The following is a 25,023-nucleotide window of genomic DNA, read 5'->3' as shown; positions in this document are numbered from 1 at the left end:
CACAATAAATTAGAATTTAATATACTTTCCAAACTATCATATAGACATTATACTGACTATATAGATAAAAAACAATTGCTTATAGGCAAAAATCACAAATGTTAAAGGAGAAGGCACTTATGAAAAAACAATTTTTGTACGGAATGGCATCTGTATTTCTGGCCGCAGGTATTTTATGCGGATGTGGTGCGGCGAAGCAGGAAAGCAGTGGGGGACAGGCGGGGGGACAGACTTCTGGTACGACGGCAGCCAAGGGGGAGGAAGAAAGCAGCAGCGGACAGCAGGCCTGGGATGCGGATACGGTAACTATCTATGTACCTACCAAGGCCGGGAACCAGGCAGATCTGTACATCCGTTTCATCACACCTGTGCTGGAGGAAAAGCTGGGGAAAAGTTTTGTGGTGGTAAACCAGACAGACGGCAATGGGGTAGTGGCATATGAGACAGTAAGAAACGCAGATAAGGATGGAAGCACGCTTTTGTATTTCCTTAATTCGATGGTGGTGCAGACGCATACAGGAGTATATGATAAGACCCTGCCGGATAATTTCACGCCCCTGGCAGTTGACACAAGCACGGGAAGCATGTGGCTGACGGTTAAGGCAGATTCGAAATATCAGTCGGTCCAGGATATCATTGATGACGTAAAGGCCAATCCTGGAAAGGTTACATATGGAATGACCAGCGGCCAGGCCCTCCATATGCTGGGAGGCATGATGGAGTCTGATATGGGCGCTGCGTTAAGCATGGTGGATGCCGGGGGGAATGCGGAACGGCTGATATCGCTTCTGGGCGGAAACGTGGACTTCACATTTGTATCCACGGGTGCAGCGGAGCAGTACCTGGAAACAAAGGAAATCAGGGTGCTGGGCTGTGTGACGGGAAACGGGGAACGGGATCCGATTTATCCTGATATACCCAGCGTCACAGAAGAAGGACTTGGCAGCACGATGTTTGGATTTGACACGCTTTTGTTGGGACCTGCGGGCATGGATGATGGCCTTGTGCAGGAGATAAATAAAGCTTTCCAGGAAGCAATGGAGGATCCGGAAGTCGTAGGTCAGTTTGCGGCCATGAAGAATACCATGAAGGGCCTGGATGTAGAGGAATCAGCCCGGTATATAAAGGATTTTGATGCGAAAATGCAGGAGAATGCCAAAAATCTGGGTTTCCAATGACTGACAGGGGATAAGGGGGATATGAATGAATAATCAGATGGCAAGAGACCGGGCAGTGGGAGGCGTATTGATGATGATTGGGGCAGTGACAGCCCTGGCCACAAAGGCAATGCAGGTTAAGATGCGCCTGTCGGCAGGAGATCCCGGCCCGAAACTGTTCCTCTATATAGCTGCCGTTGGGCTGATGGTATGTGGGGCCGGAATCATCCTTTCCAGGGTGCCGGACACCAAGATGCTGGTTATGGGAAAAAAGCAGTGGGGGAAATTTGTATTCTTATTCCTGGTCCTGATTGGGTATCTGCTGGGATTAAAGTATCTGGGCTTTATCATTTCCACGCCATTAGCAGCCTTTGTGTTGATTTACATATTAAAAAAGGAAAAAAAGATAAATCTGGCAGGGGCAGCAGCCTATGCCCTGATCCTTACAGGGGCCCTGTACCTGGTGTTTGTAAAACTGCTGTCCATTGTCCTGCCAAGGGGATTGTTCTTTTAAGGGGGTAAACCATGGAATATCTTTCACTGACCCTGAGCACGCTTCTGGAACCAGCCAGCTTTGCAATCATGCTGGGAAGCGTTGTCCTGGGAATTGTATTTGGCGCAGTACCGGGGCTTACCTCTAATATGGCCATTACCCTTCTGCTGCCTGTTACCTTTAAAATGACGGCTAAGCTTGGTATTACTACCTTGATGAGTATCTATGTAGGAGGAATGTCAGGCGGGTTTATTGCAGCTACCCTGGTTGGGATACCGGGGACGCCGTCTTCCATTGCCACTTGTTTTGATGCGTATCCCCTCAGTCAGAAAGGACAGACCACCAAGGCATTGGGGGCAGGGGTTCTTGGTTCCTTCCTGGGAACATTTTTAAGTACGGTCATAGCTGTGTTTTTCTGCCCGCTGATTGCCAGGGCCGCCGTGAATCTGGGCCCCTGGGAGTACTTCGGGTTATGCACCATGGCAATCACCCTTGTGGTATCCCTTTCCAAAGGGAATATGTTTAAGGGACTTGCGGCTGCCTTCATCGGCCTGCTCCTATCCTCTGTGGGATATGCGCCCTTTGATGCAACCGCCCGTTTTACCTTTGGCGTCAGCAGCATCAGCGGCGGCATTAATATGGTGGCTCTGATGCTGGGGACATTTGCCGTGTACCAGGTAATGATTAACTATGCCATGGACCAGCAGAACCTGCCTGAGGTTGGAAAGGCCAATATTAAAGGCATTGGTGTCACACTGAAAGAGTTAAAGGACAATGCCGTTAATATCATAAGGTCATTCTTCATTGGATTATGGATTGGTTTTCTTCCGGGTATGGGGGCAGGAATATCCAATATGATTGCATATTCCCAGGCCAAAAGTGCGTCCAGGCATCCGGAGGAATTTGGAAAAGGCTGTGTGGACGGCGTATTTGCATCTGAGGTGTCGAACAATGCAGCCATTGGCGGGGCCATCATACCGCTGATAGCCCTGGGAATCCCAGGTGACACGGTGACTGCCATCATGCTCAGCGGCCTTATGATACATGGCATAGAACCAGGCCCGCTTTTGATGACAAAAGAGCCTGAACTGGTATATGTGATTTTTGGCGCAGTCCTGCTGGCAGCGGTGATTACGCTTGTGCTTCAGCTTTTCGGGATGCGTCTTTTCCCAAGGCTTTTAACCATACCTTACCACTATTTATTCGGAACCATCGGAATCATCTGCTTTGTAGGGGCGTTCAGCGATACGAACGCGCTGTTTAACTGCGGGCTGATGCTGGCATGTGCGGTTTTCGCGCTGTTCATGCAGATGGCAGGGCTTCCCATGGGGCCTATGATGCTGGCGTTCATCCTGGGCGGTGAGCTGGAGACGAATCTGCGCCGCTCCATGATGATGGCAAAGGGCAATCCCTTTGTATTCTTTACACGGCCGGTTTCATGTGTGTTTCTGTTAATTGCAATTGTCAGCGTTTTGATGCCCCTGGTTTCCGTTGTGGCTAAGGGAAGTAAAAAAGATAATTAGAAAAGGGTGTAAAAACATGAATTTAAAACAAGTGACTTATGATATGGACAGGGAGAACTTTTCCCCCATGACAACAGATGGGATGAAGGTTGTCTATGGGGACAGGACGGACAGCTTCCGCGCAACCCTGATTCCTGATATTGTGTATGTGGAGAGGGAGAGGCCGCTGCACCTTCAGCTAATGAAGCTGGTGTCTAATGAACCACAGAAAAAGTATCCGCTGATTGTTTATGTGCAGGGGTCGGGATTCCGCAAACAGGAATATTTTAAACCCATTCCCCAACTGGCTGAGTTTGTCCATGAAGGATATGTGGTGGCTTCCGTGGAATACCGTTACAGCGATGAGGGCGGTCTGTTCCCGGCCCAGGTGCAGGATCTAAAGACAGCAATCCGGTTTCTGAGGGCCCATGCAGAGGAGTATCAGATAGACACGGCGCGTATTGCGCTGTGGGGGGATTCCTCTGGCGGGCATACGGTGGCATTGTCCGCACTGTCAGAAGGTGTGGAGGAGTTTGACATGCCAGAGTACGCTGAACAGTCCTCCGCTGTAAAATGCTGTGTTGATTTTTATGGTGTGTTTGAGTTTGAAAGCATGAGCGAGACCATGACGCCGGAACTCATAGAATATTTTGAAGGAGATCCCATTGAGAAGCTGTTTGGCGGACCTCTTTGTGAACATGAAAATGAAGTACGGCGCGCAAATCTGGCAGGGTATGTTAACAGCGAAAAACAGCTTCCGCCATTTCTTCTGGTCCATGGGGATGAGGATGCAAAAGTCCCTTTCAGCCAAAGCGTGAAATTCTACAACCTACTGAAGGAAAACGGCCATTCTGTTGAATTGTATAAGGTTAAGGGAGGGGGACATGGAAACCGCACATGGACACCTGAAGTCATGAAAATCGTCAAGGAGTTCTTAAGGGCGTATCTGTAAGGATGGGAAACGGGGTTTTGGATGGTATTACCGCTGATTATCAGCTGGCGCCATCTAAAACCCCGTTATTATTGTCGGTTCTTCCGAAATCCCTTTCCTTACTGCTGGTTCTGCCGGACCAGCCACTCATTAAAATAAGGTTTGATCACGCTGAAGGGCGCAGGGCCGATATCCAGCAGGAAACGGTTGAATTCCATGTCCGTGTAACGGCTGCCAAGGGTCTTCTTAGCCTCGCCCTGCATGTTGATGATTTCCAGGTAGCCCACATAATACTCCAGGTAGTTGGCCGGATTCTCTGCAATGTCATAGTAGATGGTGCTGATGACAGAGGAATCGCTGATGCGGAAGTATAGGTTCAGGTAATCCTCCACCTGCTTTAAGTCCCAGCCTTCATAATGGATGTTCACGTCCAGGATGGCATAGAGGGCCAGGGTAAATGCCGCGTTGTGGCGGAGCAGTTCCCCAAGCTCCGGGTCCAGCCCATTGTCGAGGGTGTAGGCATAGTATTCCACATAGGTGGCCCATCCTTCCGAATAACTGCCGAAGCTGAGAAGCTTCCTTATGTTGCAGTCGTTGTTGCGGTTAAAGTAAAGGGTCTGGTACATGTGGCCGGGATAGCCCTCATGGGCCAGGGTGGTGTACAGGTTCCTGGCAGTATTGGTGCTTCCGTTGTTGATGTAGATGGAATTGTCCTGGGGCCGGTCAATGGGCACGACCAGATAGAACGCAGGGCTTAGGGTGGACTCCAGGGCGGCAGGTACATCCTTGATGTTGCAGACATAGTCTCCAATGGAAGGGAAGTCCCTGGCGCACTGCGTGCGCAGGTTTTCCAGGATTTCATTGGGGTCTGTCAGGGAAAATGAATAGGAGTACAGCTTTTTTGCCAGAAGGGGATTCTCGGTAAGCAGTTCATCCATGGCTGTCAGGTCATCCATCATCTGGCTGCTCATGGCTTTTTTCAGTGATGGGATATCCTGGTAGGAGGTGCCTGTGTATGCGTTCACCAGGTACTGGTAATACTTCTGGCCCTCAGGGAAATAGTACAGTCCTTTGTCATTGGCTCCTGTGCCCTTTAGCGGGGTCAGGCCTTCTATGAGCTTCTGGTAAGCAGGGACAAAATGCTCATTGATGGCAGCGTGGTTCCTGGCATTATAATCTTCCTTTTCCTGGTCGGTAAGCCCCTCCACCTGGTTGAGCCTCTGGGAAAATGTCTCTGCCATGAAGCTGTGGTCCGCGTCCAGGAGATATGCGTTGCAGGACTGGATGATCCGGTCAATGGCAGTGTCGCACAGTCCAAGCCCGGCATCTGATTTCTGCTTTTCATATTCCACGATACTTCCGTAATAAGTATCGATGGAGGACAGCAGGGACAGGTAATCCTCCACATCCTGCCTGGTATAGAAAACATATTCGGACAGAAGGATGGGAAGCTGGGACTGGATGCCAAGGGAAGAGGACAGGGGCTGGTCATACAGCGCCATGCCTTCGCTGTCCAGCGAGGTGTTCAGGTAAGAGGACAGGATGGTATATGTAAGCAGCTGGTCCTCCCGCAGGTAACGGCTGTCAATGTCATTTAGTTGTACTTTCAGGGATTTTGCATTATTCAGAGCCTGTTTGGTATCCTCCAGGGAAACGGTCCCCAGGGTTTTATCATAATCAGTGATGCCGAAGGCGGCCGGATTGGCCAGGGTGTAGTGCAGGGTAATCAGGGAATTATCCACTTCGTCCAGGAACAGGTCGTTCATCATCTGGTCAAAATGTTCCTGGGTTTCCAGCGCGGTCTTCTCATACTTTTCATAGGAAGCCGTACTTTCCGCCGCCGTTCCTTCCTGGACAGGGGTGTCCTTGCCGGTCCCTGGTGTCGGGGCCACACACCCGGTTACCAGTGTGATGACCAGGATCAGGGATAAGATAAATTGGAAATATATGTTCTTTAACTGTTTCATTCTACAATCATTCCTCCGTCAAGCTGCATGCGTTTAGTTGGCCTGTGGCACTCGGACCATTATATAGTATATGTGGGGAAATATCAACTTATGTGTCAAAGAATGCCTGTATTAAAGGGAAAAACGGGGCTCACGTCTTGACGGATAAGTGGGAAAAGCTTATACTTAAAACTATTACAGAAAAAGAGGGAAATGATTATGTGTCAGGATTGTAAAAAACCATATTATATTACCACAGCCATTGCCTATGCCTCCGGGAAGCCCCACATCGGCAATACTTATGAGATTGTTCTGGCTGACAGCATTGCCAGATATAAAAGGGAACAGGGATATGACGTATTCTTCCAGACCGGCACAGACGAGCATGGTCAGAAGATTGAGGAGAAGGCTCAGGCCGCAGGAGTGACCCCGAAGGAATTCGTGGACAAGGCTGCTGCTGAAATCAGGAGGATCTGGGACCTGATGAACACTTCTTATGATAAATTCATCCGTACCACGGATGCGGACCATGAGGCCCAGGTGCAGAAGATTTTCAAGAAGCTTTATGACCAGGGGGACATCTATAAGGGCTACTACGAGGGCCTTTACTGCACTCCGTGCGAGTCCTTTTTCACGGAGTCGCAGCTGGTGGACGGCAAGTGCCCTGACTGCGGGCGCGAGGTGAAGCCGGCCAAGGAGGAAGCTTATTTCTTCCGCATGAGCAAGTATGCCCCCAGACTGATTGAACATATTAACCAGCATCCTGAGTTCATCCAGCCGGTTTCCAGGAAGAACGAGATGATGAATAACTTCCTGCTTCCGGGCCTTCAGGACCTGTGCGTGTCCAGGACCACCTTCAGCTGGGGAATCCCGGTTGACTTTGATCCAAAGCATGTGACCTATGTATGGCTGGATGCGCTTACCAACTATATCACGGGTATCGGCTACGACTGCGACGGCAGCAGCACGGACCAGTTTAAGAAGTACTGGCCTGCCGACCTGCATCTGATTGGTAAGGATATCATCCGTTTCCATACCATCTACTGGCCTATCTTCCTGATGGCGCTGGATGTGCCCCTTCCAAAGCAGGTGTTCGGACATCCGTGGCTGCTTCAGGGCGATGGCAAAATGAGCAAATCCAAGGGCAATGTGCTTTACGCAGATACCCTGGTGGACTTCTTTGGCGTTGACGCGGTTCGCTATTTTGTGCTTCATGAGATGCCGTTTGACAATGACGGGGTGATTTCCTGGGAGCTGATGGTGGAGCGTATGAACTCTGACCTGGCCAACATCCTGGGTAACCTTGTGAACCGCACCATTTCCATGAGCAACAAGTATTTTGACGGTGTAATCGCTGATAAGGGCGCTGCCGGAGAGGTGGATGAAGACCTTAAGAAGGTGGTCCTGGAGGAAGTTAAGAAGGCGGACGCCAAGATGGAACAGCTGCGGGTGGCAGATGCCATGACAGAGATTTTCAACATTTTCAGAAGATGCAACAAGTATATTGACGAGACAACGCCGTGGACCCTTGCCAAGGATGAGGCCCAGAAGGACAGACTGTCCACAGTGCTTTACAACCTGACGGAATCCATTACCATCGGCGCATCCCTTCTGTATTCCTTCATGCCTGAGACAGCCGGGAAGATCCTGGCCCAGCTTAACACGGTTAAGAGGGAACTGTCCCAGATGGATGCCTTCGGACTGTATCCGTCCGGCAACAAGGTGACGGACAAGCCGGAGATCCTCTTTGCCCGTATGGATATGAAGGAAGTGCTGGAAAAGGTGGAAGCCATGCATGCTGCCCAGGCAGCGGACGGCGCCGGAGCAAAGGGCGCGGATGCCGGGACAGAGGGCGCGGGCGCCGGGGCAGACGGCAGCAGCGCAGCCGGGGAGGATGTCATTGACATTGAGGCCAAGCCGGAGATAACCTATGATGATTTTGCAAAGCTTCAGTTCCAGGTAGGGGAAATCATTCAGTGCGAGGCGGTTCCAAAGTCCAAGAAACTGCTTTGCTCCCAGGTAAGAATCGGAAGCCAGACACGCCAGATCCTGAGCGGTATCAAGGCTTTCTATTCACCGGAAGAGATGGTGGGCAAGAAGGTCATGGTAGTGACCAACCTAAAGCCTGCAAAGCTGGCAGGCATGCTGTCAGAGGGAATGATCCTGTGCGCCGAGGACGCAGAGGGCAACCTGGCGCTGATGAAGCCGGAGAAGGATATGCCGGCCGGAGCTGAAATCTGTTAAATAGAATATGGACAACTGTGGGAGCGGGACATTTTAAATGTCCTGCTCTTTTTGCTTTTTGAAACGGATTTGAAGCGGAATCGGGATAAAATAGGTAATAAATGGGAGAATAGCTGCATTTTCGGTGGAAAAAAAGACCAAAAGTGGGAGAAACTTGCATTTTTTCCCATTTTGCAGTATGATAGAAAGACACGAAAGACCAGGGGCATGATAAACACAGGATTGATGAGGAACAGGAATGGACACAGGAACTGGCAGCTACAGGCTGTACACAAGCAGATCATATGGAAACCGGCGCCGCGGACTTACGGGCAACCAGCTGAAGGTCCTGGGCATAGTGGCTATTTTGATTGATAATGTGGGGGCAGTGCTTATACAGGGAGGCATACTCCACGCCGCTGACCGGACCCTGTACCAGGCCGTGATTGCAACCCGGTCCGGGCATATATGGATGATTGCAGGGCAGGCCTGCCGTTATATGGGCCGGCTGGCATTTCCGATTTTTGCGTTCCTGGTGGCGGAGGAATTTGTCCGGACCAGGGAGCGGGGAAGGTATGCGCTCCGCATGCTGCTTTGTGCCGTGATTTCAGAGGTGCCCTTTGATCTGGCTGTATACCACAAGGTGTTTTATCCTTATTACCAGAACATGCTGTTTACGTTGTTTATCGGAATCATGGTCATCATGGTCATGGAATATACAAGGAACCTGGGGATTCAGCTGGCGGCCCTTGCGGCCGGATGCGCGCTGTCCTGGGTGTGCCAGGCGGACTATAATGTAATCGGGGTGCTTTTGATTACTGCCATGTACTGGTTCCGCCATAACGATATTGCCCAGCTGGCAGTGGGGGTCGTGCTTTGCGCCCTGGAGAGCGTCAGCTATTATTGTGTTTCCGCACTGGCATTTGTGCCGGTTGTGCTGTATAATGGCAGACGTGGGGCGTTTCAGTTAAAGTACCTGTTCTATGTGTTTTATCCGGTACACCTGCTGGTGTTATATGGGATTGGCCGGTATGTGCTGAAGGCTTAGAATACACGGTACAGGACAGAGGATTAAAGGAGCTTGGGATATATGATTTTTGACACACATGCCCATTATGATGATGAGGCATTTGAAGAGGACCGGGAGGCGCTTTTGGGGAGCCTTAAGGCCGGCGGTATCGGAGCGGTGATGAATGTGGCTGCCAGCCTGGAAAGCTGCAGGACCACCTTGCTGCTGGCCGGACATTATGACTGGATGTACGCTGCCCTGGGAGTCCATCCCAGCGAGACGGCAGGACTTGACGAGGCAGGCCTTAAGTGGATGGAGTTCCAGTGCTCCCATGAAAAGGTCAGGGCCGTGGGCGAGATTGGACTGGATTATTACTGGGAGGAGCCGGAGCACTCCATACAGAAGCAGTGGTTCGTGCGCCAGCTGGACCTGGCAAGGAGGGTGAAGCTTCCTGTAATCATCCACAGCAGGGACGCTGCCAAGGATACACTGGATATCATGAAAGCGGAGAAAGCCGGTGACATGGGCGGTGTGATCCACTGCTTTTCCTATGGAAGGGAGATTGCAAGGGAGTACCTGGATATGGGGTTCTTCCTGGGGATTGGAGGCGTGTCCACCTTTAACAATGCTAAAAAGCTTAAGGAAGTGGTGGAGTATGCGCCCCTTGAGTCCCTGGTGCTTGAGACTGACTGTCCGTACCTGGCGCCAGTGCCCAACCGGGGCAAGCGCAATTCATCCCTGAACCTGCCTTATGTGGTGGATGCGGTCAGTGCGCTTAAGGGCGTGGACAGGGAGACTGTGATCCGGGTGACATGGGAGAATGCATTGAGGCTGTATGGGCTGAGCTAGGTATATCATGTTCATGGAGAAGTGCCCCTGCGATTCCTGAATGAGAGGGCAGGGGCACTGTTTACTATTTTAATCAAAGACTAATTCAAATCTGCAGCCTATCTTAAACTTAAGGTGACGGTATCGACCCGTGGATTACTCCAATTCCACATTTCCTTTATCTGTATCGTAATATCACTCATATCTGAAATCCTGTAAGCTTGAGCAACATTGATTGTTGTACCGTTTGTGACCTTCTTTGTGTAGTTGTCAAAGGCGTCTTCCCTTTCATCGTAAGACAAGAATGCGGAATCACATTCAATGCCGTTTTGGAATACCGTGATATAATAATCTGCTAAATATGCGCCAGTAGGCTCTGCATCCTTATTGGTGTAATCATAGTAAAGCGCAACGCAGGGATACCCATCGTAATCAAAGGAAAACACTTTATGACCGGTGTACTTTATGGAACAGGTAGCGATTGAAAAGTCGAATTTGGGGGCCTCCTGACCGGCAATCCATGCGCCGTCTGCTCCCACATAATAACCATCCGGCGTTGTGGTGTTGGCGAGCATTATGCCACCGGCATCCAGATAGTAGCTTTTACCACCATCTTCAATCCACCCGGTTGCAAAGCTGCCATCATCATTCTGATACTTCCATTGCCCATTATCCTGGGCCTGCCAGGTTCCGGCCAGGGCAGTGCTGCTCAGCAGCATGGACATTGCAAATGTGGCGATGAATAATTTTGTCTTTCTCATAAGTAAACCCTCCTTAATTTTGGCTATGCCATTGTATTAAAAGGCCATAGGCTGTCTAATCATAAATCATTTCCGTAAAGTAGCCGGCAAAATCCATGGCCTTACCACCCTTCCCCATGGGGCGGCTCTGCTTATGGAAATATTTTACCGCTAAAGATAAGAAAAGTCAAACCATGGCAGGTGCAGACAAAGCTCAGGGCAAGGCGGACAAGTTGACATAAAAATCACCACAGTATATCACGAAAACAATTCCCCCGCCATGCAATTAAGGAATAAGGAGCATATCCAGGATGACACAGTACCCGCGTTTTGTATTGACTTTTAACCCTCAATAGGATACCATAATTTTAAAAGATAAAAAGTAGGTAAATTCCATATGGAAAATAAATTGGGCAACCCGAAACATACCATTGAAATCATACAGAAATATCAATTTGCATTCCAGAAGAAATTCGGTCAGAATTTTCTCATAGACACCCACGTACTGGACAAGATCATAAGCGCCGCGGGAATCACAAAAGAGGACTGTGTGCTGGAAATCGGGCCTGGAATCGGGACCATGACCCAGTACCTGGCGGAACACGCGGGCCGCGTGGTGGCGGTGGAGATTGACACCAACCTCCTGCCTATCCTGGACGAGACTTTAAAGGGATACGACAACGTAACCGTAATCAACAACGACATACTGAAGCTGGATATCAATAAACTGGTGGATGAGTATAATGGAGGAAGGCCAATCAAGGTGGTGGCCAACCTGCCTTATTATATCACCACCCCTATCATCATGGGGCTGTTTGAGGGTGACGTGCCCATTGACAATGTAACGGTCATGGTGCAGAAGGAGGTGGCGGACCGGATGCAGGTGGGGCCGGGTTCCAAGGATTATGGGGCATTGTCCCTGGCCGTGCAGTATTATGCCGAGCCATACATTGTTGCCAATGTGCCGCCTAACTGTTTTATCCCCCGTCCTAATGTGGGTTCGGCCGTCATCCGCCTCACAAGATACAAGGAACCGCCTGTTAAGGTGGAGGACCCGAAGCTGATGTTCAAGCTGGTAAGGGCTTCCTTTAACCAGCGGAGGAAGACGCTGCAGAACGGCCTTAACAATTCGCCGGACATACCGTACACCAAGGAGCAGATTGTAGAAGCCATAGAGAGCCTTCAGGTATCGCCGTCCGTCCGGGGTGAGGCGCTGACGCTGGAGCAGTTTGCCAGGCTGTCCAATTATTTTACAGAAAATGCATAAAACAGGAATATTATTCTTGGATATCTGAGAATCTATATATAAGCAGAAAGGAAGGGATAGCAATGAACAAGAACATGAAGAAAGCCCTTGCAGCAGCGGCTGTGGGAGCGGCTGCTGGTGTGGCGGTTAAGAAGATGCGCGACAGCAGGAAGGAACAGGAAGACGCAAGGATATCCGCCATCGAGGAAGCGGTGATGAATAACCGTGAATACGGTGACAGGAAGGCGTACCTGGTTGGCGGAGGACTGGCCTCCATGGCAGCTGCCGCATATCTTGTAAGGGACTGCAAGTTCCCCGGCAAGCAGATTACCATCTATGAAGGAATGCATATCCTGGGTGGAAGCAATGACGGCATCGGTACGCCGGAAAAGGGATTCGTGTGCCGCGGCGGCCGTATGCTCAACGAAGAGACATATGAGAACTTCTGGGAGCTGTTTGGCTCCATCCCGTCCCTGCGCCAGCCCGGACGCAGCGTGACAGAGGAAATCCTGGACTTTGACCATGCCCATCCTACCTGCGCAAAAGCCAGGCTGGTGGACAAGGATGGCAATATCCTGGATGTGAAGTCCATGGGCTTTAACCAGGCAGACCGCATGGCGCTGCTGAAGCTTCTCATGACAGATGAGAAGAAACTGGACAACCTGACCATCCAGGACTGGTTCAAGGAAACGCCCCATATGTTTGAGACAAACTTCTGGTATATGTGGCAGACCACGTTTGCCTTCCAGAAGTGGAGCAGCCTTTATGAATTCCGCCGTTATATGAACCGCATGATATTTGAGTTCAGCCGGATTGAGACACTGGAAGGCGTGACCAGGACCCCGCTGAACCAGTATGACAGTGTCATCCGTCCCCTGGAGTCCTATCTGAGGAAGGCCGGGGTCAGCTTCATGGAGAACTGTGAGGTTACGGATATTGATTTTGAGGACGGACATGGGATTACGGCCAGGACCCTTTACCTGAAGCGCAGGGTGGAGGACACGGACGACACAGGCGAGAATGGGGAAGCTGTGAAGGATTCCTATGTATTTGAAACCGTCCAGTTAGAGAAGAATGATATCTGTATCATGACCAATGCATGTATGACCGACAGCGCTACCCTGGGTGATTTCCATACACCGGCGCCGGTTCCCGTGCAGAAGCCGATCAGCGGGGAGCTGTGGGCCAAGATTGCGGCCAAGAAGCCGGGACTGGGGAATCCGGAACCCTTCTTTACAAAGCCCCAGGAGACGAACTGGCTCAGCTTTACCGTAACCTGCAGGGGCGACGATATCTTAAAGACCATTGAGAACTTTACCGGCAATGTTCCGGGCAGCGGCGCCCTGATGACATTCAAGGATTCCAGCTGGCTCATGAGCAGCGTGGTTGCTGCCCAGCCCCACTTTGTGAACCAGCCCATGGATACCACCATTTTCTGGGGATATGGACTGTATACGGACGCAGTGGGCGACTATGTGAAGAAGCCCATGAAGGAATGCACGGGTCAGGAGCTTCTGAATGAATACCTGCACCACCTGCATATCCCGGAGGACCGGATTGCAGAGCTGATGAAGACCGTTATCAACGTGATTCCATGCTATATGCCTTACGTGGATGCCCAGTTCGAGCCGCGCAAATACAGCGACAGGCCCCAGGTAATCCCGGCCGGCTCCACCAACTTCGCCATGGTCAGCCAGTTTGTGGAGATACCGGATGACATGGTATTTACGGAGGAGTATTCCGTGCGTGCGGCAAGGCTGGCAGTGTACGGGCTTCTGGATGTGAAGAAGACCATATGCCCGGTCACACCGTACAACAGGCAGCCTAAGATCCTGTTAAAGGCCCTTAAGAAGGCGTATTTATAATTTAATAGATGGATTACCGGCCTTTCATGGTGCCTGTGGGCAGCGGGAGACCGGTAATGACACAGCGGACAGGGCCGGGGAAAAACAAGGCTCTGTCCTGTTTCAGGCGTTTACGGGCAGATTGGGACCGGATGCGCCGGAAACTTGCCTGAAGACTGCGTTGAGGGGAGAATGGACAGCAATGATATTCATAGGAGGAATCAGCCAGGGACAGAAAATCCTTAATTATGTAAAGACGGTCATCTGCGACAGGTGCGGGGCGTACGGCCGGTACCAGGTCATGATGACCTATATGTATTTCAGCTTTTTCTTCATACCGCTGTTTAAGTGGAATAAGAAGTTTTATGTGAAAATGTCCTGCTGCGAAGCCGTCTATGAACTGAATCCGGAAAAGGGCAAGGCCCTGGCCCGGGGACAGCAGGTGGACATCACCCAGTCGGACCTGACCCTGGTTCAGGAAGGGAACAGGAGAAGCACCTATGAAAACGGAGCCTACAAGGTATGGAAGAAATGCGTGCGCTGCGGGTATGAGACAGAGGAGGATTTTGAGTACTGTCCAAAGTGCGGCGGCAGGCTGTAGGGGTTCCGGGCAGCATAGAATGAATGTGTGAGAGGAAACAGGTATGAAAGCCAGTATCAGATACATAAGTGAATTGACGGGGTTCTCACCAGCCACGGTGTCCAATGCCCTGAACCATAAAAAGGGCGTCAATGCCAAGACAGCGGCAGAGGTATTCAGGGTGGCAAAGGAAGTGGGATATATTAACGAGAATTCCATTTCCAAAATTAAATTGGTGACATTTAAGAAAAATGGTTCCATCATTGACGACACCCCCTTTTTCCCTACCCTGATCAGCGGTTTTGAGCAGGAGTGCCGCCAATGCGGTTATGAGATGGTGCTGTGCAACCTGGACGAGAGGGATTCTGATTATGAACACCAGGTAAAGAACCTGGTTCAGGACAGCGAGTCTGCCTCGGTCATCCTGGGCACTGAGATGATGGGAGGGGAACTGAATCCGTTCCGCTATGCCAGAAGCCCTGTGGTCATCCTGGATTACTGGCAGGACAGCATGGATTTCAGCGGTGTCCTGATTAATAACTTTGACTCAGCCAAAAAGGCGGTGGAGTATCTGATTGAACAGGGACACCGGGAAATCGGCTATATCAGGGGGGCTTACCGCATCAATGGATTCAAGGTAAGGGGGCAGGGGTACCAGTCCGCCATGCGCAAGTATAAGCTGGAGGTAAGGAATCATTATATCATCACCTTGTCCACCACGCTAAACGGGGCGTATCAGGACATGCTTGCCTATCTGGATAAGAAGCCAGGGCTTCCAACCGCGTTTTTTGCGGACAATGACATGATTGCCCTGGGGGCTATGAAAGCCATGCAGGAACGGGGGTATAAGGTCCCGGACGACGTGTCCATCATCGGGTTTGATGACCTGCCCTTCAGCGAGATTTCCTATCCGCCCCTGACCACGCTCAGGGTGCCAAATAAGGAGATGGGGCGGCTGGCTGTCAGGAGGCTGATAGATATGATCCAGAATCCGGGAGAGGTGGTTGTGACCAAGACGGAGGTATGTACGAAATTCATTGAGCGGCAGACCGTGAAGAGGCTGGCCCAGACCGTGATATGATTCAATGATATGTGATTGCCCGTGCAGCCAACCTAGCCGTCATAAGGCGGTAAAGGTTTCCGCAGCAATCCCAGAAAGCTTTTTATGGCAGGTTACAGGTACGGTGCAGGAAGGGGCCTTCAACCGGAATATCCCATCCTGAAATCCCCTGACAGAATGGGACTTTGCGGAGTCCGCCGTTTTGTATGACAGCCCCAGCGTGAGACTGGACCCGTCTCATACCGGGGCTATTCTCATGCCTATCATGTTCTTTTCGGGTTAAAGGCTAAAAACACCTTGATGTATCCTGCTATCCTTGCAAATCTGAGCATTATTTTAGCGCCATAAACAAGTCAAAAATGATAAGCACAGGGCGGTGTTATCACACCAACAAAGACAATTAGAAGGCCTTTGTCATACGCCGTGATGTTATGCATTTATACCTTTTCACTCAAAAATGTTCTTTAAATGCGTAACAAGCATAAGAAATGGGCACCCCTTTCCGTAAAAACCACTCGTTTCCGACTGCGGCAGAAAGAGGGATTTTTGCTTGTTAGAAATATCCCAAACCCACACCAAAGAGGAAATTTATGTTCTTTTGCTATTTAAGAAATATATGCTTTCTATGATATTCTATGTATTTTGCACTTTTTTCAGGAAGTGTAATTTTCATATCGTCTCTCAAGTTTAAAGAAATTCTATCATTGTAACTTAATTTATGCGAAATCATTATATTTCCATTGTCATTAAAAGTTATCAATCCAATATCAAAAACTTTATCATGATTTGGACATAGTAGAAGTCCATTATATCCGTCTACTTTTTCTTTTGGATTGCATTGACACCATGGTTTAATATGGCTGGCAATAAGTACTCTGCTCTCTGATACACCACACAAACAACACTTTTTATGTTTCTGTAGTAGCCTTTCTCTATAAACACTTTGGTTAACTCTTGCCTTTATGATAGTCTCTTTTTCTTTTCCTTCGAGTAAACTTTCTGAAATAATATTATCTACCGATTCAACCCAATCCTCTTGCTCTTGATTTAAAAATGTTTCTAACTCGTTTACCCTTCTTGGTCCCTGAATTCTTCCTCTCATACCATTCGCTGTCAAAACATCAACATGAAACCGTGATGGTTCATATTCTTCTATCAGTTCAAGTTCCATATAATTCCCGTAGTTTTGATATGTTTCACCGTCTAAAACAAACTCAGAATCGTCAATTTCAGTATTACTAAAATTTGCTCTATTAACTTTACATTTATACAAAATAGACGATACTGGTTTACCGACATAAATAAACACCTCGTCCTCAACTGATATGGAATGGTTTGATTGTTTCCATTCAATACATCTTAACTTTTTAAATGCGCCTATCACATCATATAAACTTATATTACAAGGAATAATCCATTGTACCATAATACCCCCCATGAACTTCTTGTTTGTCGCTTCGTATGTTTATATTATAGCGCCCATATATGGATTTCTCTATCATTTCTCCACATTTGTACGAAATAGCAGAGCCGGCTGCCCTTGCCGACGGTCGGGATGAACGGGCTTCGCCTGCCGTCTGCACGTCCCGCTTCGCGGTATATTTGGCCCCGATTCAGTCAGCGTAGCCCGCTACGCCTCCATCATCGGGACCAAATCTCCCACAAAGTGGAACGCACAGCTGACGGAAAGCAATTTTCAAACACGCTTTAGCATATTATGGTTTTTCTTATATCTGTCCATATCGTTTTATGTTGCTATAAGAAATCCAGGCACCATTTGGGCACCAAAGTGGCAAAAATCATTGTTGTTATAAGTATGCTAATGGAAGAAGATGTCAGCATTTATAAAGGCTTTCGAAGGTTAATACGTTTCAATGGCAGAGATTAAAATACCATTTTTTATTGTGCCTGTTTTTTATTGTATCAGGAATCCTTTATCATGTACCCATAAAGAGGAGGAATGAAAAAGCAGCGCATACCGGATAAAGTGTTAAGAAATAAATTATTCATATAAAATTTTACATATACGTTTATATGAACGTTTACATGAAATACAGACAAGGTGGCAAAAATACGATTAAAATATAGTTATATTGCATAAAAAATAACCAATTAAATCATCTAAAACATACAAAGAAACATGGAATCTTGTAAAAAATATTGCAAAATCATTTAAAATGTTTATAATAATGTTTATACGATTGGACAGGCAAAAAACAAAGGGACTTGAATATATGAAAACAACAATCAGGCGGATCAGCGAGGCAACAGGTTTTTCAGCGGCAACCATATCCAATGCCCTGAACAGGAAAAAGGGGGTAAACCCCAGGACGGCAGAGGAAATCTTTAAGACAGCCAGCGAGATGGGATATCTGCCGGTGGTCCAGCAGAGGAAGATTCATTTTGTCATGTACCGTACCAATGGCCTGATTACGGACGACACCCCCTTCTTTACCATGATGATGGATGGGTTCCAGAGCGAATGCCGCCGCAGGGGGTATGACATGGTCATCAATTATCTGGACAGGAGGGCGGCTGATTTTAAGGACCAGCTTGATATCCTCCTGGAGGACAGGGACTCCCTGGTGGCCCTGATGGGAGCCGAGCTTATGGATGAGGACCTGCATTATTTTTCCGGGGCCAGGTGCAGGATGGTGACGTTGGATTACTGGAGCGAGGACCTGCCGTACAGCGGAATCATTACCAATAATACGGAGTCAGCCAGGACTGCTGTGAATTATCTGGTTGAAAAGGGACACAGGCGCCTGGGACATCTGAAAGGGGATTTTGAGATTAAGGCATTCAGACTCAGGGAAGCGGGATACAGGGCGGCCCTGGCGGAACAGGGGATTCCCTATGACCCCGGATATACGGTGACATTGAGCACCACCATGGACGGCGCATACCGGGACATGCTGGCATATCTGAAGAAGGAACCGCGGCTTCCGGACGCCTACTTTGCGGATAACGACATGATTGCCCTTGGATGCATGAAAGCCCTTCAGGAATGCAGTATAAGGATTCCTGAGGACGTATCGTTAATCGGATTTGACGACCTGCCTTTCTGCGATATCGTATCGCCCAGGCTCACAAGCCTGAGGGTTCCCAAGCAGGAATTGGGCCAGATGGCGGTCAGGAGGCTTTTGGATATTGTGGAAGAGGGGATGGATACCAAAACCCAGACACTGGTCAGCACCCGGTTTGTGGAGCGGGACAGCGTTAGGGATGTAAATAGGCCGGGGATGTAAATAGGCCGGAGATATAAATGGGCTGGAGATATAAATAAATCGGACAACATGCAGTTTGGCGCTGCAATGCGCAGCAGCTGATATATAAAACCAATGGAGGAGAAAAAGATGGATAAGATTAAACTTGGATTTGCACCAACCAGAAGAAGCATTTTCAGTGCGCCGGATGCAATTAAGTACAGAGGGCTTACGGCTGACCGGCTGACGGAGCTGGGGATTGATTATGTGGATATCACGGATATAAATGAAGAGGGCCTTCTCTACAATGACGAGGACATGAAGAAGATTGCGGAGAAGTTCAAACAGGAGAAAATCGACGGGCTGTTCCTGCCCCACTGCAACTTCGGCACGGAGTATGAATGTGCAAGGCTTGCCAAGGAACTGGGGGTCCCGGTGCTTTTATGGGGGCCTTTGGATGAAAGACCGGACGAAAACGGGGTCCGTTTAAGGGATACGCAGTGCGGGCTGTTCGCCACAGGCAAGGTGCTCAGGCGGTTCCGGGTCCCATTTACATATATGACCAACTGCAGGCTGGATGACCCGGTATTCGAACGGGGGGTAAGGGATTTCATGGCGGTGTGCAATGTGGTGAAGAAGTTCCGTAACATGCGCATCCTTCAGATTTCCACCCGTCCCTTTGACTTCTGGACCACCATGTGCAACGAAGGGGAGCTTCTTGAGAAGTTCAACATCCAGCTGTCCCCCATTCCCATGCCGGAGCTGACCGATGCGGTGAAGGCCGCCAAGGAGGAAGGCAGGGAGGTCGCGGACGTGATTCAGTACTGCCGGGAACACATGGACATCAGGATAAAGGACGATGAGCTGGAAAATGTGGCGGCCCTCAAGGTTGCCATGAAGGGGCTTGTGGAAAAGTACGGCTGCCAGGCAGCCGCCATCCAGTGCTGGAACCAGCTGCAGTGTGAGCTTGGCATCATGCCGTGTGCTGCCAATGCGCTGATGAACGAGGAGGGAATCCCGGTTGTCTGTGAGACGGATATCCACGGCGCCATCACCGCCCTTATGGTGGAGGCGGCAGGCATGGGTGAGACAAGAGGGTTCTTCGCGGACTGGACCATCCGCCATCCTGATATTGAAAACGGCGAACTGCTCCAGCACTGCGGCCCATGGCCCATCTCGGTTGCAAAGGAGAGGCCGTCCATCACCTATCCGCTGGCATTTGACCATCCGGGCAGCATTACGGCGGAGGCAAAACACGGCAACGTGACCCTGTGCCGCTTTGACGGGGATAATGGCGAGTACTCGCTGCTCCTTGGCAATGCAAAGGGAGTGGACGGACCAAAGGGAATGGGAACCTATCTGTGGGTTGAGGTGGAGAATATCAAACGCCTAGAAGAGAAGATAGTGACCGGACCCTATATCCACCACTGTGTGGGAATCCATAAGGACGTGGTCCCTGTGTTATATGAGGCATGCAAATATATCGGTATCAAACCTGACCTGTATGACCCCATTGAGGAAGACGTGAAAGCATACCTGAGAGGGGAATGATCCGGCCGGGAGCGTTTTTATAGATAGGACTGTGCCAAGTGTCTGTAATGAGGAGGAAATTATGAACGATTTGAAAGTCAAGTCATTTGAACTGCGCCGCAATGTGCTGGACATGATCATGAAAGCCAGGACAGGACATATCGGCGGGGATTTCAGTGTGATGGATATACTGGTAAACCTGTATTTTAAGCAGATGGATATAGGGCCTGACAATATGGATGACCCGGACCGGGACATGTTTGTGCTGAGCAAGGGGCATTCAGTGGAAAGCTACTATGCGGTGCTGGCCGCAAAGGGATTTTTCCCAACAGAAAAGGTGATTGATGAGTTTTCCACCTTCGGTTCCAAATTCATCGGACATCCCAACAATAAGCTTCCTGGAATTGAAATGAATTCCGGCTCCCTTGGACATGGGCTTCCGGTGAGCATCGGCATGGCCCTGGCCTGCAGGATGGACGGCAGGAAGAACCGCATGTATGTGGTCATGGGGGACGGAGAGCTGGCGGAAGGTTCGGTCTGGGAAGGCTTCATGGCGGGAGGTCATTATAAACTGGATAACCTGTGCGCGGTCATTGACAGGAACCGGCTCCAGATATCGGGCAGCACCGAGGATGTGATGCACCATGAGAATCTTGAGGACAGGATTAAAAGCTTTGGCTGGCATGTGATACAGGTAAACGGCAACGATATGGATGAACTTGACAGGGCCTTTGAGGAGGCCAGGAATACAAAGGGCTGTCCCACCGCGGTCATTGCCAACACAGTAAAAGGCTTTGGCGGAGGCGCCACCATGGAGGACAAGGCCCCGTGGCATCACAAGGTCCCCACTGGGGAAGAGTATGAAGCCATCGCAGCGGAGCTTAACAGGAGAAGGGAGGAAGCGCTTCATGAATAAGATCGCAAACCGTCAGGTCATCTGTGAGGTACTTATGGAACACGCAAAAGAGGACAGGGATGTGGTTGTGTTATGCAGCGATTCCAGGGGATCCGCGTCCCTGGCTCCATTTGCATCCGCCTTTCCTGAACAGTTCGTGGAGGTCGGGATTGCGGAGCAGAACCTGGTAAGCATTTCCGCGGGCATGGCCAAATGCGGCAAGAAACCGTATGCGGCCTCGCCGGCCAGCTTCATTTCCACCAGAAGCTTTGAACAGGCCAAGGTGGATGTGGCCTACTCCAATACCAATGTGAAATTAATCGGGATCAGCGGCGGGGTCAGCTACGGCGCCCTGGGCATGAGCCACCATTCCGCACAGGACATCGCTGCATTTGCATCGGTTCCCAATATGAGGGTGTATCTGCCCAGCGACCGGTTCCAGACAAGATGCCTCATGGAGGCGCTGTTAAAGGATGAAAAGCCGGCTTACATCCGGGTGGGACGCAACCCGGTAGAAGATGTGTATGAGGAGGGAAATGTTCCCTTTGCCATGGATAAGGCAACCGTGATTACCCAGGGAAGTGACGTGGCAATCATTGCCTGCGGCGAGATGGTAAAGCCTGCCAGGGATGCGGCAGGGATACTGAAGGAAAAGGGAATCAGCGCCTCCGTGGTGGATATGTACTGTGTGAAGCCCTTGGATGAGGAAACGGTAATCCGGGCCGCGTCCGGGGCCAAGGCAGTCATCACTGTGGAGGAGCACGCGCCCTACGGCGGCCTGGGTTCCATGGTAAGCCAGGTGGTTGCAAGGGAATGCCCGAGGAAAGTGATTAACATGTCCCTTCCGGACGCGCCGGTCATTACCGGGACATCCGGGGAAGTGTTTGCTTATTATGGACTGAATGCAGAAGGGATTGCAGGGATGGCTGAAAAAGCCCTGGGACGAGGATAGGAGGCCGGAATGGCCGGGGATGTGCCAGGATGGCCGGGAATGTGCCGGAATGGCCGGGGATGTGCCAGAATGGCTGGAGGCGTCCCGGCACGTATGGACGGAAAGGATTTGGGATATCAGGATGGACTACATATTGGGGATAGACCAGAGCACCCAGGGAACCAAGGCATTGCTGTTTGACAATGAGGGGGAATTGATCTGCAGGACGGACATTTCCCACCGTCAGATAGTGAATGAGAAGGGCTGGGTGGAGCATGACGGGGAAGAGATATACAGGAATACGGTACAGGCGGTAAAGGACCTGGTGGAAAAGGCCGGGATTGACAGATCACGGATTGTGGGCCTGGGCATCAGCAACCAGAGGGAAACCGCCATTGCCTGGAACCGGGAGACAGGAAAGCCGGTATATAACGCGGTGGTATGGCAGTGCGCCAGAGGCGCGTACATCACCGACAGGCTGGAACAGGAAGGCATGGCCGAGATGATACGGCTCCGAACAGGGCTTAAGCTTTCGCCCTACTTCTCAGCCGCCAAGCTGGGCTGGGTGATGGAGCATGTGGCGGACGCCGCCCCGCTGGCGGCAGAGGGAAAGCTGTGCTGCGGCACCATGGACAGCTGGCTGGTATGGAACCTGACCCGGGGGAAGGAATTCAGGACGGATTATTCCAATGCCTCCAGGACACAGCTTTTTAACATTGAAACACTTGCATGGGACGGGGAGGTATGCGCCCTGTTCGGTATCCCGGCAAAAAGCCTGCCACAGGTCACTGGCTCGGATGGATGTTATGGGTATACGGATTTTGACGGATTCCTTCAAACGCCCATCCCCATCCATGGGGTGCTGGGGGACAGCCACGGCGCGCTGTTCGGCCAGGGGTGCCTGGAAAAGGGAATGATTAAGACCACCTACGGCACCGGATCCTCCGTGATGATGAATATCGGCGAAAAGCCGGTGCTCAGTGAAAAGGTGGTGACCTCCCTTGCATGGCATATGGATGGAAAGGCCACCTACGTGCTGGAGGGCAACATCAATTACACGGGGGCGGTCATTACCTGGCTGAAGGACAGCCTTAAGCTGATTGAGTCCCCGGGTGAAACGGAGGCGCTGGCAGGGGAAGCCAACCCGGATGACACCACCTATCTGATACCTGCGTTTACAGGACTGGGAGCCCCTTACTGGGACAGCAGGGCAGTGGGTATGTACTATGGAATGACAAGGCTGACCGGGAAGGCAGAGCTTGTGAAGGCGGGTCTGGAGAGCATTGCATACCAGATTACCGATGTGGTCCTTGCCATGGAAGAGGAATCCGGCATACCCATCGGGGAACTGAGGGTGGACGGCGGACCTACAAGGAACCGGTACCTGATGCAGTTCCAGAGCGATATGACAGGGATTCCTGTCAGCGTGCCTCCGGCAGAAGAACTGTCCGGCATCGGAGCGGCTTATGCTGCCGGGATTGCCATGGGGATATATGACAGGGACCGGCTGTTTGCCAGGATGGGAAGAAGGACCTTCAGGCCGGACATGGACCCAGGGACCAGGGACATGAAGTACAGGGGCTGGAAGCATGCGGTATCAAAGGTGCTGGAATAAACAGGGATTTACCGGGGAACCCGGTTATCTATACAAAACTATATAATTCATTTAAGGAGGAAACAAAAATGAAAAAAAGAATGATGAGTATGTTATTATGTACGGCCATGGCAGCCGGTCTGCTGATGGGATGCGGCTCCAAGCCGGCAGAGACAACAGCGGCAGCGACCGAGGCAGCCACTACGGCGGCAACCGAGGCAGCGGCAACCGAGGCAGCCACAGAGGCAGCGGCAGCGGCGGCAACCGAAGCAGTTGCGGCAGCAGCAGAGGCGCTTCCAGGCGGCGGTTCCAATATCATGTATATCATTACGCCATCCCACTCCAACCCATTCTTTAAGACCGAGGCTGACCAGGCTGAGAAGAAGGCGGTTGAACTGGGCTATGAGGTTAAGAAGGTTTCCCATGACGACGACGCTACCAAGCAGTCAGAGCTTTTTGACAATGCCATCGCAGACAAGGCAGCAGCCATTATCTGTGACAACGCAGGCGCCGACGCAACCGTTGCAGCCGTACAGAAGGCAAGGGATGCAGGAATCCCCACATTCTTAATTGACCGTGAGATCAACGCGGAGGGCGTTGCCATTTCCCAGATTGTTGCCAATAACTATCAGGGCGCCAAGGCCATTGCGGAAGTATTCGTTGAGGCCATGGGTGAGGAAGGCAAGTACGCAGAGCTTTTAGGCAAGGAAAGTGATACCAATGCAGGCGTGCGCTCCAGCGCGTTCCATGAGGTGATTGACCAGTACGAGGACCTGGAGATGGTTGCACAGCAGACCGCTAACTGGGAGCAGACCGAGGCTTATGAAAAGGTTGAGACCATCCTACAGTCCAATCCTGACATCAAGGGTATTGTATGCGGCAACGACACCATGGCAGTGGGCGCAGCAGCGGCCATCAAGGCAGCAGGCTTAAAGGATATCTGCATCATCGGCGTGGACGGATCTGACGAGGCGGCAGCTGAGATTAAGTCCGGCTACATGACAGGCACCGCGCTTCAGCAGTGCGCACTGATTGCAGAGATGGCGGTTGAGCAGGCTGACAAGTACTTAAAGGAAGGCACCACGGGACTGGAAGAGAAACAGCTGGTTGACTGTGTAGCCATTACTTCTGAGAATGTTGACAGGTTAAGCGCGTTCGTATACAGCGAATAAGATGACCCGGTTGCAGGAGGCCTTAAAACCTCCTGCAATTCCATAAGGGTAACGGTGATTGGGATATTTCCTCAAAAATGAAGATAGTTTTGAAGTATGAAGGCAGTTTTGAAGTGAAGTCAGGAACATATAAGTA

At 50.6% G+C, this 25,023-nt stretch carries 21 protein-coding genes; 17 read left to right on the top strand and 4 right to left on the bottom strand.

The window, feature by feature from the left end; translation table 11 throughout:
• Positions 1 to 119 precede the first annotated feature (119 nt).
• From MCJ35_RS22595 to MCJ35_RS22580, 4 genes are read left to right on the top strand one after another with little or no spacing between them, the layout of a single operon-like run.
• Positions 120 to 1,178, top strand: coding sequence for a Bug family tripartite tricarboxylate transporter substrate binding protein (locus tag MCJ35_RS22595; protein ID WP_008720479.1), 1,059 nt, complete (start codon positions 120 to 122; stop codon positions 1,176 to 1,178).
• A gap of 25 nt (positions 1,179 to 1,203) precedes the next feature.
• Complete coding sequence (locus tag MCJ35_RS22590) at positions 1,204 to 1,671, top strand: tripartite tricarboxylate transporter TctB family protein (RefSeq protein ID WP_025485144.1); 468 nt, start codon at positions 1,204 to 1,206, stop codon at positions 1,669 to 1,671.
• An 11-nt stretch (positions 1,672 to 1,682) separates the two neighbouring features.
• Positions 1,683 to 3,173, top strand: coding sequence for a tripartite tricarboxylate transporter permease (locus MCJ35_RS22585; protein ID WP_120058416.1), 1,491 nt, complete (start codon positions 1,683 to 1,685; stop codon positions 3,171 to 3,173).
• Positions 3,174 to 3,189: 16 nt separating this feature from the next.
• A complete protein-coding gene (locus MCJ35_RS22580; protein ID WP_120058415.1) occupies positions 3,190 to 4,104 on the top strand; it encodes an alpha/beta hydrolase in 915 nt (304 codons plus the stop codon).
• Between the two features lie 98 nt (positions 4,105 to 4,202).
• Here MCJ35_RS22580 and MCJ35_RS22575 read toward each other — a convergent pair whose 3' ends face one another.
• A complete protein-coding gene (locus tag MCJ35_RS22575) occupies positions 4,203 to 6,050 on the bottom strand; it encodes a DUF885 domain-containing protein (protein WP_025485148.1) in 1,848 nt (615 codons plus the stop codon).
• 198 nt (positions 6,051 to 6,248) lie between these two features.
• Between MCJ35_RS22575 and metG the strand changes: the two genes are divergently transcribed.
• The 3 genes from metG (at position 6,249) to MCJ35_RS22560 (ending at position 10,110) form a co-directional block, all read left to right on the top strand.
• Positions 6,249 to 8,273 (top strand): methionine--tRNA ligase, encoded by a 2,025-nt coding sequence (metG, locus tag MCJ35_RS22570; RefSeq protein ID WP_025485149.1) that lies wholly within the window; start codon positions 6,249 to 6,251, stop codon positions 8,271 to 8,273.
• 238 nt (positions 8,274 to 8,511) lie between these two features.
• The gene (locus tag MCJ35_RS22565) at positions 8,512 to 9,300 is read left to right on the top strand and encodes a TraX family protein (protein ID WP_025485152.1); all 789 of its coding nucleotides are present in this window, start codon (positions 8,512 to 8,514) and stop codon (positions 9,298 to 9,300) included.
• 42 nt (positions 9,301 to 9,342) lie between these two features.
• Positions 9,343 to 10,110, top strand: a complete 768-nt coding sequence (locus MCJ35_RS22560) for a TatD family hydrolase (RefSeq protein ID WP_025485153.1) — start codon at positions 9,343 to 9,345, stop codon at positions 10,108 to 10,110.
• 98 nt (positions 10,111 to 10,208) lie between these two features.
• Here MCJ35_RS22560 and MCJ35_RS22555 read toward each other — a convergent pair whose 3' ends face one another.
• Positions 10,209 to 10,850, bottom strand: a complete 642-nt coding sequence (locus MCJ35_RS22555) for a DUF5067 domain-containing protein (RefSeq protein WP_025485155.1) — start codon at positions 10,848 to 10,850, stop codon at positions 10,209 to 10,211.
• A gap of 376 nt (positions 10,851 to 11,226) precedes the next feature.
• On the opposite strand from MCJ35_RS22555, the gene rsmA reads away from it, so the two are divergent.
• The 4 genes from rsmA (at position 11,227) to MCJ35_RS22535 (ending at position 15,580) form a co-directional block, all read left to right on the top strand.
• Positions 11,227 to 12,096, top strand: coding sequence for a 16S rRNA (adenine(1518)-N(6)/adenine(1519)-N(6))-dimethyltransferase RsmA (rsmA, locus tag MCJ35_RS22550; protein WP_025485157.1), 870 nt, complete (start codon positions 11,227 to 11,229; stop codon positions 12,094 to 12,096).
• Between the two features lie 62 nt (positions 12,097 to 12,158).
• The gene (locus tag MCJ35_RS22545; RefSeq protein WP_025485158.1) at positions 12,159 to 13,940 is read left to right on the top strand and encodes an oleate hydratase; all 1,782 of its coding nucleotides are present in this window, start codon (positions 12,159 to 12,161) and stop codon (positions 13,938 to 13,940) included.
• 181 nt (positions 13,941 to 14,121) lie between these two features.
• Positions 14,122 to 14,520, top strand: a complete 399-nt coding sequence (locus MCJ35_RS22540; RefSeq protein ID WP_008720445.1) for a zinc ribbon domain-containing protein — start codon at positions 14,122 to 14,124, stop codon at positions 14,518 to 14,520.
• Between the two features lie 43 nt (positions 14,521 to 14,563).
• Positions 14,564 to 15,580, top strand: coding sequence for a LacI family DNA-binding transcriptional regulator (locus MCJ35_RS22535; RefSeq protein WP_008720444.1), 1,017 nt, complete (start codon positions 14,564 to 14,566; stop codon positions 15,578 to 15,580).
• A gap of 580 nt (positions 15,581 to 16,160) precedes the next feature.
• On the opposite strand, the gene MCJ35_RS22530 is transcribed toward MCJ35_RS22535, so the two are convergent.
• Together MCJ35_RS22530 and MCJ35_RS32605 are read right to left on the bottom strand one after the other, a co-directional pair.
• A complete protein-coding gene (locus MCJ35_RS22530; protein ID WP_025485160.1) occupies positions 16,161 to 16,985 on the bottom strand; it encodes an HNH endonuclease in 825 nt (274 codons plus the stop codon).
• Positions 16,986 to 17,172: 187 nt separating this feature from the next.
• Positions 17,173 to 17,259 (bottom strand): DUF6783 domain-containing protein, encoded by an 87-nt coding sequence (locus MCJ35_RS32605; protein ID WP_488473321.1) that lies wholly within the window; start codon positions 17,257 to 17,259, stop codon positions 17,173 to 17,175.
• A gap of 534 nt (positions 17,260 to 17,793) precedes the next feature.
• Here MCJ35_RS32605 and MCJ35_RS22525 point away from each other — a divergent pair.
• From MCJ35_RS22525 to MCJ35_RS22500, 6 genes are all read left to right on the top strand, one after another.
• Positions 17,794 to 18,807 carry a LacI family DNA-binding transcriptional regulator gene (locus MCJ35_RS22525; protein WP_025485162.1) on the top strand — a complete coding sequence of 338 codons (1,014 nt, stop codon included), beginning with the start codon at positions 17,794 to 17,796 and terminating at the stop codon, positions 18,805 to 18,807.
• Between the two features lie 108 nt (positions 18,808 to 18,915).
• On the top strand, positions 18,916 to 20,316 hold the full coding sequence (locus MCJ35_RS22520) for an L-fucose/L-arabinose isomerase family protein (RefSeq protein ID WP_008720437.1): 1,401 nt from the start codon (positions 18,916 to 18,918) through the stop codon (positions 20,314 to 20,316).
• Positions 20,317 to 20,377: 61 nt separating this feature from the next.
• Positions 20,378 to 21,211 carry a transketolase gene (locus MCJ35_RS22515; RefSeq protein WP_025485164.1) on the top strand — a complete coding sequence of 278 codons (834 nt, stop codon included), beginning with the start codon at positions 20,378 to 20,380 and terminating at the stop codon, positions 21,209 to 21,211.
• Positions 21,204 to 22,142, top strand: coding sequence for a transketolase family protein (locus tag MCJ35_RS22510; RefSeq protein WP_025485165.1), 939 nt, complete (start codon positions 21,204 to 21,206; stop codon positions 22,140 to 22,142). Before MCJ35_RS22515 ends, MCJ35_RS22510 begins: the two co-directional genes overlap by 8 nt.
• A 115-nt stretch (positions 22,143 to 22,257) precedes the next feature.
• A complete protein-coding gene (locus tag MCJ35_RS22505) occupies positions 22,258 to 23,736 on the top strand; it encodes an FGGY-family carbohydrate kinase (RefSeq protein ID WP_353656128.1) in 1,479 nt (492 codons plus the stop codon).
• Positions 23,737 to 23,804: 68 nt separating this feature from the next.
• Entirely contained in the window at positions 23,805 to 24,887 is a 1,083-nt protein-coding gene (locus MCJ35_RS22500) for a D-ribose ABC transporter substrate-binding protein (protein ID WP_025485166.1), read from the top strand.
• The last annotated feature ends 136 nt before the right edge of the window (positions 24,888 to 25,023 follow it).

Source organism: Enterocloster sp. OA13 (assembly GCF_022440595.1).
In the GTDB taxonomy this organism is placed as follows: Bacteria; Bacillota; Clostridia; order Lachnospirales; family Lachnospiraceae; genus Enterocloster; species Enterocloster hominis.
This window is presented reverse-complemented; position numbering and strand designations above follow the sequence as displayed.